12 protein-coding genes are annotated in these 12886 nt (G+C 72.2%); 3 read left to right on the top strand and 9 right to left on the bottom strand.

Annotated features, from left to right (window positions below):
- From OUY22_RS21015 to OUY22_RS20985, 7 genes are all read right to left on the bottom strand, one after another.
- Window positions 1-2372: type I polyketide synthase (locus OUY22_RS21015; RefSeq protein WP_270156776.1), on the bottom strand; the 2372-nt coding region annotated here is incomplete at its 3' end.
- An 86-nt stretch (window positions 2373-2458) separates the two neighbouring features.
- Complete coding sequence (locus OUY22_RS21010) at window positions 2459-4150, bottom strand: AMP-binding protein (protein ID WP_270156775.1); 1692 nt, start codon at window positions 4148-4150, stop codon at window positions 2459-2461.
- Between the two features lie 52 nt (window positions 4151-4202).
- Window positions 4203-5438 (bottom strand): peptidogalycan biosysnthesis protein, encoded by a 1236-nt coding sequence (locus tag OUY22_RS21005; protein WP_270156774.1) that lies wholly within the window; start codon window positions 5436-5438, stop codon window positions 4203-4205.
- Between the two features lie 23 nt (window positions 5439-5461).
- Entirely contained in the window at window positions 5462-6394 is a 933-nt protein-coding gene (locus OUY22_RS21000) for a sulfotransferase domain-containing protein (protein ID WP_270156773.1), read from the bottom strand.
- 247 nt (window positions 6395-6641) lie between these two features.
- Window positions 6642-7772, bottom strand: coding sequence for a hypothetical protein (locus OUY22_RS20995; protein WP_270156772.1), 1131 nt, complete (start codon window positions 7770-7772; stop codon window positions 6642-6644).
- Window positions 7769-8254, bottom strand: coding sequence for a SigE family RNA polymerase sigma factor (locus OUY22_RS20990; RefSeq protein ID WP_270156771.1), 486 nt, complete (start codon window positions 8252-8254; stop codon window positions 7769-7771). Before OUY22_RS20990 ends, OUY22_RS20995 begins: the two co-directional genes overlap by 4 nt.
- Before the next feature lie 162 nt (window positions 8255-8416).
- Window positions 8417-8968 carry a TetR/AcrR family transcriptional regulator gene (locus OUY22_RS20985; protein WP_270156770.1) on the bottom strand — a complete coding sequence of 184 codons (552 nt, stop codon included), beginning with the start codon at window positions 8966-8968 and terminating at the stop codon, window positions 8417-8419.
- Window positions 8969-9048: 80 nt separating this feature from the next.
- On the opposite strand from OUY22_RS20985, the gene OUY22_RS20980 reads away from it, so the two are divergent.
- The 3 genes from OUY22_RS20980 to OUY22_RS20970 all read left to right on the top strand — a co-directional run bounded on the left by OUY22_RS20980 (window position 9049) and on the right by OUY22_RS20970 (window position 11493).
- Complete coding sequence (locus tag OUY22_RS20980) at window positions 9049-9675, top strand: FMN-dependent NADH-azoreductase (protein WP_270156769.1); 627 nt, start codon at window positions 9049-9051, stop codon at window positions 9673-9675.
- Window positions 9672-9986, top strand: a complete 315-nt coding sequence (locus tag OUY22_RS20975) for a DMT family transporter (protein ID WP_270156768.1) — start codon at window positions 9672-9674, stop codon at window positions 9984-9986. Before OUY22_RS20980 ends, OUY22_RS20975 begins: the two co-directional genes overlap by 4 nt.
- 136 nt (window positions 9987-10122) lie before the next feature.
- Complete coding sequence (locus OUY22_RS20970) at window positions 10123-11493, top strand: FAD-dependent oxidoreductase (protein ID WP_270156767.1); 1371 nt, start codon at window positions 10123-10125, stop codon at window positions 11491-11493.
- Between the two features lie 29 nt (window positions 11494-11522).
- Here the strand turns inward: OUY22_RS20970 and OUY22_RS20965 are convergent, their stop codons facing one another.
- Both OUY22_RS20965 and OUY22_RS20960 read right to left on the bottom strand, forming a co-directional pair.
- Window positions 11523-12509 carry an NAD-dependent epimerase/dehydratase family protein gene (locus OUY22_RS20965; RefSeq protein WP_270156766.1) on the bottom strand — a complete coding sequence of 329 codons (987 nt, stop codon included), beginning with the start codon at window positions 12507-12509 and terminating at the stop codon, window positions 11523-11525.
- A gap of 91 nt (window positions 12510-12600) precedes the next feature.
- A complete protein-coding gene (locus OUY22_RS20960; protein ID WP_270156765.1) occupies window positions 12601-12885 on the bottom strand; it encodes a TrmO family methyltransferase domain-containing protein in 285 nt (94 codons plus the stop codon).
- Window position 12886 lies beyond the last annotated feature (1 nt).

Raw genomic sequence — 12886 nt, 5'->3', positions numbered from 1 at the left:
CCGCCCGCGGGCGCCTCGTCGATCCAGTGCCGCTCGCGCTGGTACGGGTAGCCCGGCAGGGGCACCCGCGCCCGCGGCGGCGACGACCAGGTCACCTCGGCGCCCAGGGTCCACATCCGGGCCAGCGCGTTCAGGAACGTGGCGCGTTCCGTGGCGGGCTTCGACGGCCCCGCCGGCAGGCTCGGCACCAGCAGGTGCCGCTTGGCCCGCACCCCGGGATGGGCGCGCGCCAGGGTGGTGAGGGTGCGGCCGGGACCCACCTCGACCAGCACCCGCGCCCCGTCGGACAGCACGGCGTCCAGCGCCCGCTCGGCCGGCGCCGGCCGGGAGAGCTGCTCGGTCCACGACCCGGCGGCGCCGACCGGCCCGCCGGTGGAGGCGGCGTAGAGAGGGAAGCGGGGCCGGCGCGGCGTGAGGCCGGCGAAGGCGTGACGCAGCCGCTCCGGCTCGCCGGTCGCCCGCGCGGCCACCAGCCGGACCGCCTCGGGCAGGGTGAACACCCCGGCCAGCGTGGCGGCCGCGAACTCGCCGACGCCGTGGCCGAGCACCGCGTCGGGTTCGACGCCCAGCGCCTGCCACAGCCGTCCCATCGCGTACTCGACGCCGAACACCGACGACTGCGCGGCGACGGCGTCGTCCGGCGAGGCCGCCTCCCAGGCCCGCCGCGCCGGCACGCCGTGCGCCTCGAACAGCTCGAAGCACTCCTCCAGGGCCGCGCCGAACGCCGGCTCGGCGCGGCAGAGCTCCGCCGCCATGCGGGCGTGCCGCGCCCCTTCACCCGGGAACAGGAACACCACGCTGCGGTCGGTGCGCTCGCCGGGGGTGACGATGCGCCTGGCGGGGTCGAGCACGGCGCCGGCCGCGTCGGCCAGGCTCTCGACGACCACGGCGCCCCGGACCGGATGCGGCGTGCGTCCCTGCTGCAGCGTGTACGCCACGTCCGCGAGCGGGTCGGCGCTCCGCGCGAAGGATCGGGCGAGCCGCTCGGGGTAGTCCTCGGCCGCCGCGGGCGTCCGCGCGGACCACACGATCAGCCGCGGCCGCTCCGGCTCCGGCTCGGCCGCGCGGGGCGGCGGCGCCTCCTCCAGGATCGCGTGCGCGTTCGTGCCGCCGATGCCGAAGGAGCTGACCCCTGCCAGGCGCCGCCGGCCTGCCGCGCGGGGCCAGGGCCGCAGCGCGTCGTTGACGGCGAACGGCGAACGCTCCAGCTCCAGGAACGGGTTGACCTGCTCGACGTTGATGCTCGCCGGGATCTGCTCATGGCCCAGCGACAGTGCCGCCTTGATCAGCGACGTGACGCCGGCCGCGTGACCCAGATGGCCCAGGTTTCCCTTGATCGATCCGATGGGGCACCGCTCGGGCGCCTCCCGGCCGCCGAAGGCCTTGCGCAGCGCGGCGACCTCGATCGCGTCGCCCAGGCGGGTGGCGGTGGCGTGCGCTTCCACGTACCCGATGTCGTCGGGGCGCACCCCGGCCACCTCCATGGCCCTCAGCACGACCTGCGCCTGCCGGTCCGCGCTGGGCGCGGTGAAACCGACCTTGCTGGAGCCGTCGTTGTTGACCGCCACGGCCCGGATGACCGCGGTGACGCGGTCGCCGTCGGCCAGGGCGTCGGCGAGCCGCTTGAGCACCACCACGGCGGCGCCGCTGCCGAAGACCGTGCCGCCGGCCGCCGCGTCGAAGGGACGGCAGTGGCCGTCCCGGCTCAGCGGGCCGTCCTGGGCCCACCAGTAGCCGTGGCCGACGGGGAACTCGACGTCCGCGCCGCCGGCCAGGGCGACGTCGCACTCGTGCAGCCTCAGCGCGTTCACCGCGAGGTGCACGGCCACCAGCGAGCTCGAACAGGCGGTCTGCACCGTCATGCTGGGGCCGTGCAGGTTCAGCTTGTACGACACGAGCGTCGAGGCGCTGTCGGGGTTGTTCCACATGCCGGCCGCCATGCCGGTGGCGCTGCGCAGCGCCTCCAGGCCGGCGAAGGCGCGGCCGATGCCGTAGCGGTTCGCGGCGACCGACGAGAACACCCCCGCCCTGCCGAGCCGCGCGGCGTCGTAGCCGGCGTTCTCGGCGGCGGCGTGCGCGGTCTCCAGATACAGCCGCAGTTGCGGGTCGCACATCTCGGCCTCACGCCGGGTCAGGCCGAAGAACCCGGCGTCGAACAGGTCGATGCCCTCGGGTTCCGCCACCGCCCGCACGTAGGCCGGGTCCGCCAGCGCCTGCGCCGCCACGCCCTTGGAGCGCAGCTCGTCCTCGGACGGGAAGCGCACCGCCTCCCGCCCGGCCACGAGGTTGCTCCAGAGCTGACCGGTGTCGGCCGCCGCCGGGAACCGCCCGGCCATCCCGATGATCGCGATCGGCTCAACGAGGTTACCCATGTCGTGCGCCCTCCGGTTCGCTTACCGCCGCTCCGCGAACACTCTCTCCAGGGGTTCACGGTAAATCAGGTAAAATGAGGGGGTAATTAGTGGAATTCGTCTAGGTTTTCGCGCAAGTAATTGGCGAAAGCCCGCAACGTCGGATATTGGAAGACCAGCACCGGGGAAATCTCCACCCCCAGGCGGACGGACACCTCCGACACCAAACGCATGAGAGATATCGAGGTGAAACCCGCCTCGAAGAAACCGCCATCCGGATCGATCCGCCCAGAACCACCCAGAACCGACCGCGCGCTGTCCTCAACCACCCGCCACAGCCTCTCGTCCGGATCCTCCTCCGGCGGGGCCGACGTCCACCCGTGACTCTCCGGCGGCGCGTCCCGCACCTCGATCGCCGACGGCACCACCGCGGGGTCCAGCCGGGCGACCAGCGCCGCCCGGACCTCCTCGACGTCGACCACGGCCCCGGCACCCCGGACGACACTCAGCCGCACGGCCCCCACCCCACTGCCGTCCTCGGCGAACGTCGCCACCGCGCCGACCACACCGGCCGCCCGGCCTGCCGCGTCCTCGACCTCCTCCAGCTCCACCCGCACGCCGTTGACCTGAACCTGCCGGTCGGCCCGCGCCAGGAAGCACAAAGAGCCGTCCGGCGAACGACGCACCAGATCACCGGTGTCGTACCAGAGCCGCCCGCCGGGGCCGGGAGCCAGCAACGGCGTACCATCGGTGTAGCCGAGCGCGCAGGCGGCGGCCTCCACATGCAGCCGCCCCTCCCCGCCGTCACCCCCCTTCACCCCGAGCTTCGCCTCGGGCACGACGGTGACGCGGACGTGGCCGAGCGGCCGCCCGATCGGCACCGGATCCTCCGCGGCCAGACCCGCGCCGGGCGGCACCCGATGCACGCACACCACCTGCGGAGTCTCCGAGGCGCCGTAACAGTTGGCGATGACGGCCCGCGGGGCGAACCGCACCGCCGACCGCAACGCGGCGGCCGTCAGCCGGGCCCCCACCGAACAGACCAGCCGCAGGCTCTCCACCGGCAGCGGCGACGAGCCCGCCAGAAGCTGAAGAAGGACCGGCGTGCCCTGGACCACGGTGATGGAATGCTCCCGCAGCCACGCCGCCAGCAGCCGCGGATCCGAGGCCGTACCGCTGTCCGGGATGTGCAGCGTCGCCCCGGTGACCCAGGGCGCCATCAGCTCCCGCAGACTCGGATCGTGACCGGGCCGGCTGAGAAACGCGACCCGGTCGGCGCCGTCCACAGGCAGTTCCTCGAAGAACGCCAAGCCGGCCGCCTCGAAGGCCACCCGCCCGACGACAATCCCCTTGGGCCGTCCCGTCGTGCCGGACGTGAACAGCACATGACTGACCTCACCCAGGTCCACCCCGGGCAGCAACGGGGCCGGCACCTCACCGGAAGACCGCAGCCCGGTCAGCGCGGACGACGGCCCGAAAACCGCCGCCGCCCCCGCCGCCGCCAGCGCGGCACGCGACCGCTCCGCCCCCCACTGCCCCAGGATCGCCGGTACGGCGCCCGCCCCCCACACGCCGAACAGCCGCGCCACGAACTCCGGACTCCGGTCGGCCGGCACGCCCACGACACGGCCCCGCAACTCATGACCACGCACCACCTCAGCGACATCCTCACCGAGAGCAGCCACCTCGCCGAACGTGACGTCCCGGCCCTCGTGCACCAAGGCGACCCCACCCGGATCGCGAGACACCCGGCCCAAGATCCCCGGCGCGGCGACACCGGCCATGTCGCGGACACCCACGCCCGGCTGATCCCCTCGGCTCACACTGACCTCCCATCGGATGGATGGTGCATCACAACAGCTCGTCCCAGACCGAGCCGAAATAGGCAGGATGAGCACTCCGCAGCTCACGCCAGTGCCTCTCGCCGCCCTCCGCTGCCACCGCGCCGGCACCGCGGCCCGCGCCGTCCCCGGCCGCCCACGCCAGATGCGTCAGCGGCAGCACGACCGCGCCGCGCCGCGCCTTGCCCAACTCCGCCCCCGCACCGGTGACGACGCTCCGCAGACCCAGCGCGTACGCATGCCTGACAGGCTCGTAGATCGCCGCGTTGAAGTAGACGAACGGGTCCGGCCCACCGTCATCCAGACGCCCGAAGTCCGTCACGTACAACCGATCACCCAACCGGCACAGGACCCCCGCGCCCACGACCCGGCCCCCCACCCGGCACAACAACGCCGTCGCCGCCGCATCCCCCAGCGCGGACGCGTACGCCTCCAGACGCCGGGCGACCGTGCCCACGCCGTACGCCATCCCATGCTTGGCCCGCACGTTCGCCACCATCGGCGCGACGACCGGGATCACGTCGCGCAACGGAACACTCTCGGTCACGCACTCCCTGGCGAACACCCCCGCCTCCCTGCGCACGCTGGTACGGGTGTTGCGCGGCAGAGTCGCCAGATAGTCCTCGAAACCGGCCCCAGGCAACCGCAGCTCGGTCTGCGCCACGCTCGCCAGCCGGCGACAGTCCCCCTCCCGGGCGAGCGGAGCGAGATCCGCCCACGCCGAGACATGCAGGAACAGGAAGAACACGTACGGCAACCCCCGATCAGCGGCGACGGCGCCCGCCGCGTCCCGCAGCGCGCGCAAGACCACCGTCCTGTCCGCGGACGGCAACGCGCCGTCCACGACCAGCCGGGTGCCGAACCCGGCGCAAGACCCCGCCACGAGCCCCAGCCGGCCACCGGGCGACCCCGCCGCGTGCAACAGATCCCGGAAATGGAGCTCCGGCCAGTACAGGTAGTCGCCGCGACTCGGCAGCACGTCGAAGAGGGGAAGCGCGCCGAGGATCCGCGACTGTCCCGGCCGCCGGGCGATCAGGTAGGTGAGCGGCCCCTCACCGGCGTCCTCCAAAGCCCGCAGCCACGCACGGCTCTGGAACAGATCCCGCGGGTCGGCGACGTCATCCCACGCCCGCCCGTCCACGCCGCCCAGTGACGGAACACCCTCCACCATCACCGGCCCGGCCATTTCCGGCGCCGTTCCGGACGGCCCCCGCCCCGTCTTCTCGTACGTCTTCTCGTTCATCATCGAAAACCCCGGCCGTCACGCGGTCAACGGGATCCGTGATGGAGCCATTCGAGCAGGTCCGGCTCCCCGAGTTCGGCGATCCGGCGATCGTAGTGAGCCCGGTCCTCAGCCGTCAGGAACTGCTGCCATTCACCCGACTTACCACTGCGGAAAAAACGCTCAGGGTCCCGGATGTAACCCAGCTGCTCGTCAGGCGCGAGCTCGCCCGCGCGATTGCGCATCTGCTCGAAGGTCGCGGCCTCGACCAGCTCCGGCCACCTGTTCTCGTCGATCTCGATCCCGAGCCGCGCGGCCAGCCGCCGCATCTGGCCCTCAAGGTCGGCCGACAGGTCGGCATAATGCAGGAGAATGACGTTCGGCTCCGCGCGGCGCATCCAGGCGCGCTCCTGCGTCCAGATCAACGCGCGCAACGAGTCGAGATTCACGTACGGCGAGTCGTCGTTGTCGACCCAACGTAACAAATACGTCCGCTCGTCGAGCAGATCCCGCTCGTCATGGCCGTCGACCGGGACCTGCGCAGCGGCGTCGCCCGAGTGCGCGGCCTGGTGAATCAGACGGCGGATCACCTCCCGCTTGAGGTTCCTGCCGTGACTGCGCAGGGAGATGGCGACGTCACGCGGATCACGCCCCACCGTGATGTAGGTGACCCGGGGATCGGCCGGGATGCCGTCGAGAGGGATGTGCGTCTTGATGAAACGGCGGTGCCGCTGCGCCGCCAGGCGCTCCCACACCTCCTGCTTGGGCCGCACGAGCATGTCGATCCAGGGCGACAAACTCGACAGCGGCGCGGGCAGCCGGGGCGTCTGGAAGATCAGGAGCGCACAGATCGTCTGCGTCCAGGTAGTGCCGCACTTCGCCGGCGAATTGATGACAATGTCGCCGGACCGGAATTCGAACCCCTCCCACCGGGAGCTGTCCTCCATCGGCGTGAGGTAACGAGCCAGTTGCGTCGTCATCGATATGAGTTTAATCACCCCATCCAATTTAAGGAAGGGCCGTAATTGACCGAGCACATTGCGTGATAGGAAACCCCGATCAGCACCGCGCCGTTCCCCGCCCCGCCGGAATCAGCCCACCGAAAGAATTCACACACCTCCACCCCTGAACTACGCGTGAAAATACCAGGTCAGAGAACAGGTAAGGATGATGGACCGTTCCGCCCGCCGCACCGGAAAAACGCGAAATCGGTGACGCCCACGGCCCTCACCCGTTGCGCAAGGAGTACGCGACCACCCCCTCGGACACGTCGGCGACACGAGACAGCGCACCCGTCACGATGTTCCAGCCGAGCAGCCGATCCCCGCTCTCGACGATCACCGTGTCCCGGCTGAGCCACCCCCGCACGGCACAGCCGCCCTCACCACATCGCGTGGCGGGCGGCTCCCCCCAGGGCAGGAGCAGCGTCCTGACCACCCGCCCCGTCGCCGAATCGGCCACCACGACCACGTCGGCACCCTCCGCCGGATCGTGACGGGTGACCGCGACCAGACCGTCGCGCTGCCAGCCGAGCCCGCCCGCAGGCTCACCGCCACCGCCGGCGAGGTCCCGGATGTCCAGCTCCACCTCCGACCCGTCCTCCTGGACGACCGTCCAGCCGCCGTCACCCGTCGACCCGATCCACAGATCGCGATAACCCGCGACGCCGGCCATCCCCCGCTGGGACTGCCGCCGAGCCTGCCCAGTGGCCAGGTCCAGCACATAGTCCGCCCCCCGCTGCCCGACCAGGATGCGCTCACCGCGCCACAACACCTCCACGTTCGACCCCGGCACCGGAAAACTTCTCGCCCGGCCGATCACCAGATCGACGACCACCACCTCGTCCCGCTGCGGAAAGGCGGCCAGCGTCCCGTCGGCGGACAGCGAGTTCGGCCGCAACGGCGCCGCACCCCCCAGCTTCACCTCCAGCGGGATCCGCCCGCCGGACTTCACCACGTAGATCCGCCCGTCGCCGTACTGGGCCAGCGCCAGCACCGGCCCCGCCACCCCGGCCACCACGGGGACATCCGCCCACCTGCGCGGCAACGCGCTCGCCAGAACCGGCAACCCCGCCTCGCCCCCGGGCGGCGGCGCCGTGTCCATGACGGGACCCAGCACGGCCGTGGAAGTCGCAGTGACACTCGGATACACGGTGACGTCACGCTCGGCCGGCTCCCGCGAGACGGCGACCCCCGCCACGACCAGCACAGTGACCGCCGCCGCCGCCACGGCCGTCCGCCGCCTGCCGAGGACACGGTCGCGCGCGCCCCGCCGCCACAGCTCCCCCGCACCGGACGCCCCCTCAGGCAGCGTCTCGGCGAGATCGTCGAACAACTCCCGCAGCCTCTGGTCCGTCATATGAACACCTCTTCCAGCTCGGGAGCGACCTCGCGCAACCGCTTCAGCGCCGCGTGCGTCTGGCTCTTGACCGTCCCCGGCGAAACCCGCAGGATCGCCGAGACCTCCCCCACCGGCAGGTCCTCGTAGAAGCGCAACACCAGCACCGCCCGCTGCTTCACCGGCAGCCTGGCCAGCGCGCGAGCGAACACCACCTTCAGATCCGACGCCCCCGAGGTGTCATGGTCCGCACGCTCCGGCGGCTCCTCACAGGCGAACTCCCGCTGCCTGCGCCACCTGGACGCCACATCCCGATACAAGATGGTGCGCACGTAATTGACCGGATCGGTGTGCACCTTCGGCCAGCGGCGCGCCAACTTGATCAGGGCATCCTGGAGCACATCCTCGGCCAGATGCCTGTCACCGCTGATGAGGATCGCGGCACGCAGCAACCGCGTGTGCCAGGCGGTGACGAAGGCTTCGAACGCCTCGGAATCCGTCATATGAACAAGACGCGCGGGACGGGGTGAACGGTTGGGGCCCGTACGCGATCCACCGTCCTCCGCCGTTCTTGTCGATGCGGGTTGAGGGTGTTTTTGCAGAATGGATTGTTCAACAACCCAGCGCCTTTACATTGTAGATTTTGACCTCGGTCGCGGCCCCGGTCAGCCGTCCAGGACACGCGTGAGCCGGGCCAGCGCCCCGGCGATCCGCTCCGGGGACAGCCCGAGCGTCGTGCGCTGGTAGAGGTACACCTCCGGGGCCAGCGGGGCCAGCAGCACCTCGACCAGCGCGTCGCGGCCCGGCGTGCCGGCGGCGACCAGGAGGGCGCGCACGTGGGCGCGCCAGAAGCCGTACGCGCCGGTCTCCAGGCGGGAACGGCCCACCTCCGAGCCGAGCACCAGGTGGGCGTGGTCCTCCAGCAGGCGCACCATGGCGGCGTAGAAGGCGGCCAGCCGCTCACCGGGCGGCGCCCCCGGACCGAGGGGCGGATCGCCGCGCAGAAGGCGTTCCTGCAGGTCACGCTCATGCTCGTCGAGCAGGGCCGCGGCGATGGACGCCCGGTCGGGGTACCGGCGGTAGAGGGTGCCGCGGCCCACTCCGGCCCTCTTGGCGATGTCGTCCATCGTGACGTCCTGAGGCGGCCGCTCCGCGAACAGCGCCGCGGCCGCCTCCAGGATCCGCGCGCGGTTGCGTGCGGCGTCGGCTCTCTCCATGTACCCGATTGTAGGTGGACACGACGTCCGGTTATATTCAAGCGGACAGTGTGTCCACATAAGTTCGACAAGGAGAGCCCATGCTGCTGCACCTGGACGCGAGCGCCCGCCGAGCGTCATTCTCGCGGAGGCTGTCGAGCGTCTACGCCGAGACCTGGCGAGCTGCCCGCCCCGGGGCCGGCTACGTCTACCGCGACCTGGCGGCCGACCCGGTCCCGCACATCGGCGAGGCCTGGACGGAACTGTGCGACCACATCCTGGAACGGGAGATCACCGACATCGCGCGCTACCCGGAGGCCGTCCGCTCCCCCGCCCAGCACCGGGCCTGGTCCGTCGTGGCCCCCCTGCTCGACGAGGTCGTGGCCGCCGAGGTGATCCTCATCGGCACCCCCATGTACAACTACTCCATCCCCTCGGCGCTCAAAGCCTGGCTCGACCAGATCACCTTCCCCCGGATGTCGCTCCAGGGCCGCTCGTTCGTGGTGACCAGCGCGCGCGGCGGCGCCTACGGACCCGGCACGCCCCGCGAGCCGTACGACCATCAGGAGCGCTACCTGCGCGACTTCTTCAAGGGCCACTTCCAGGTGGAGGACGTGAGGTTCATCCACGCCGAACTGGTCAACGCCCGCCTCGACCCGGCGCTGGCGCACCTGCGCGACCAGCACGAGGAGTCGCTGGCCGCGGCGCTGAAGGAGGCGGCCCGATGAACTGGATGATCCTGGTCCTGGCCGGGCTGGTCGAGGTGGCGTGGTCGCAGAGCATCAAGCCGACGCACAACTTCACCCGGCCGGTTCCCACGCTGATCTGCCTGGTGCTGATGGCCGTGGCGGTCTGGCTGCTGTCCCAGGCCATGAACACGCTGCCGGTCGGCACCGCCTACGCGGTCTTCACCGGCATCGGCGCCGCCGGCGCGATCACCCTGGGGATCCTCCTCGACGACGACCCCGTCTCCGTGGGCAGGATGGCGGCGCTCGCCCTGATCGTCGGCGGCATCGTGCTGGCCCGGGCCACCACGTGACCCCGTCCGCGTAGTCCGGGCCACAGACGGCAGGCGGCGACGCCCTGGGCTTAGGCGTTCATCTAATTTGACAATGCTCTAATCAGTGATTCAGACTCTGAACTGTTTAGATGAGCTTCTATTCAGGAGGTACGCGATGCGCCGTGGCACCCTCGCCGCCCAGGACGGGCAGGCCGCCTCCGGGCAGACGGGTGACCTGCCCGTCGTCGTGATCGGCGCCGGTCCTGTCGGGCTGGCCGCCGCCGCCCACCTGGCCGAGCGGGGCATCGACTTCACGGTCCTCGAAGCCGGTGACCGCGTCGCCGCCTCGGTCGCGCGGTGGGGACACGTACGGGTGTTCAGCCCGTACCGGTACAACATCGACGCCGCCGCCCGCCGACTCCTGGAGGCCGACGGCTGGAGCGCCCCGGACGCCGACTGGCTGCCGACCGGCGCCGAGCTCATCGACGACTACCTCGCCCCGCTGGCCAAGCTGTTCGGCGACAGGGTCCGGCTCGGCGCCGAAGTGACCGCGATCAGCCGCCTCGGCTACGACCGGGTCCGCACCACCGGCCGCGACCAGGCCCCCTTCCTGATCCGGCTCGACGACGGCGCCGAACTGCGGGCCCGCGCGATCATCGACGCCTCCGGCACGTACACCAGCCCGAACGTGCTCGGCGCGAGCGGCCTGCCCGCCCACGGCGAGCACGAAGCGGTCGTCGACCACGCCCTGCCCGACGTGCTCGGCGCGGACCGCGACCGCTACGAGGGCAAGCGCGTCCTGGTCGTCGGCGCCGGCCACTCGGCCGCCACCACCCTGCTCGCCCTGGCCGACCTGGAGAACACCCCGATCACCTGGGCGATCCGGGCCGGCGACGCCACCCGCACCTATGGTGGCGGCGCGGCCGACGCGCTCCCGGCCCGCGGCGCGCTCGGCACCCGCCTGCGCGCCCACGTCGCATCGGGCCGCATCCAGCTGCTGACCGGCTTCTTCACCCACCGCGTCAACGCCACCGACCAGGGCGTCGAGGTGATCAGCCGCGACCCGTCGGGCCACGAGCAGACCGTCACCGTCGACCGGATCGTGTCGGCCACCGGCTACCGACCCGACCACTCCATCGCCTCGGAGCTCCGGCTCGACCTCGACCCGGTGCTCGGCTCCACCCGTGCCCTGGCCCCGCTGATCGACCCCAACCAGCACTCCTGCGGCACCGTCCCCGCCCACGGCGCCGCCGAGCTCGCGCACCCCGAGCCCCGCTACTACGCGGTCGGCGTCAAGAGCTACGGCCGCGCCCCGACGTTCCTCATGGCCACCGGGTACGAGCAGGTCCGCTCGGTCGTGGCGGCGATCGCCGGGGACTGGGAGGCGGCCCGGGACGTCCGGCTCGACCTGCCCGAGACCGGCGTGTGCTCCTCCAGCCTGGCCGAGGCCCAGGAGCAGCGGGTCGGCCTGACCACCGGCATCAGCGGCGGCCTGCTGTCCACCCCCATCCCGGTGACCACCGTCGGCGGCGGCTGCTGCGGCTGACCAAAGCGAAGCTGCTCACCTCCCGGCGCTCACCCGAGGGCGGCGAGCAGCTCCCGCTCGCGGGCGGCGCTGAGCCCGGCCGCGCGCGGCCGGTCGAGACCCTCGCTCCGCTCCCAGGCCAGCAGATCGGCGAGCAGTTCGGCGCGCGGGCGATGACGCAGCCCCGCGGCGCGCGCCGCCTCCCCCGAACGGGCCGACCAGCCTTCCCACCCCGGCTGGACCAGCCACATCGGCAGCGACTCCGGCCCCATGTACTCGCCGACCCCCTGGCCGAGCAGCCAGCCCGGGTCCGCGGCGACGAGCGGGCCGGTGTGGCCGGCCACGGCGCGGCACTGCTCGATCCACGTGCCGAACGGCACCACCGGGCCGACCGCGTTGTAGGTGCCGCGGATCCGCGCCTGCGCGCAGTCGAGCAGCCAGGCGGCCAGGTCGCGCACGTCGATCACCTGCGTGGGCCGTTCCGGGGAGTCCGGCACCAGCATCGGCCCGTACGGGTCCCGGGCGGCCCGGCACACCCAGTAGCCCGAACGACCGCTCCGGTCGCCGGGACCCCCGATCAGCCCGGCCCGGGCGACGAGCAGCCGGTCGCCCACCCGCTCGGCCGAGGCCCGCTCACAGGCGACCTTCGCCTCCCCGTACAGCTCCCTGTCCACCTCGTCCCGATCCGTGGCCTCCAGCAGCGGAGCCGACTCGTCCGCGCCGGGCACGCCGTGAGAGGCGTAGACGTTGCCGGAGGACACGTACGCCCAGTGCGCCGCGCGATCACCCAGGGCCTCCAGCGCGCCGCGGACCAGGCCCGGCTGCCACGACACCTCGACGACCGCGTCCCACTCCCGGCCGCTCACCCGCTCGTACGCTCCCGGCGCCCGCCGGTCGGCCCGGACCAGCTCCGCGCCGTCAGGCGGCGCCCCGCTCTCGCCACGCGCCAGGCAGGTCACCTGGTGCCCGCGCCCGATCGCCTGCCGCGCCACCTCACCGCCGAGCCAGGCGGTGCCCCCCAGGATGAGAAGATCCATGAGACCACCCAAACACGGCCGCCGACGAACCCGGACCGGATTCGCCTCCGGCGTAAGCCCGCCCCCAGACGGGACACCACACGGGACACCGCTACCGCGTCGCGTCCAGCACCGGTTTCACGTCCACGATCGGGGTGCCGTCCACCGCCTCGAGGCCGGACACCCGCACCCGGAGCCCGTCCACCGCGAGCACCCGGACCCGGTGCAGACCGACGGGATTGGGCCGGTCGGCGGACCGGGTGCTGAAGACACCCGTGAGCGGACGACGCGGATCGTTACGCGGGTGCACGGCCAGCACGGACCGGTCCGCCAGATGCAGCCACGTGAGGACGAACACGTCATCACCGGCCGCGAGATCGCCGAGGCCCTCGGCCACG

Origin of the sequence: Nonomuraea corallina, from assembly GCF_027620315.1 — a bacterium.
Lineage (GTDB): Bacteria > Actinomycetota > Actinomycetes > Streptosporangiales > Streptosporangiaceae > Nonomuraea > Nonomuraea corallina.
The sequence above is the reverse complement of the archived record's forward strand: the minus strand, read 5'-3'. Positions and strand labels throughout refer to the sequence as shown.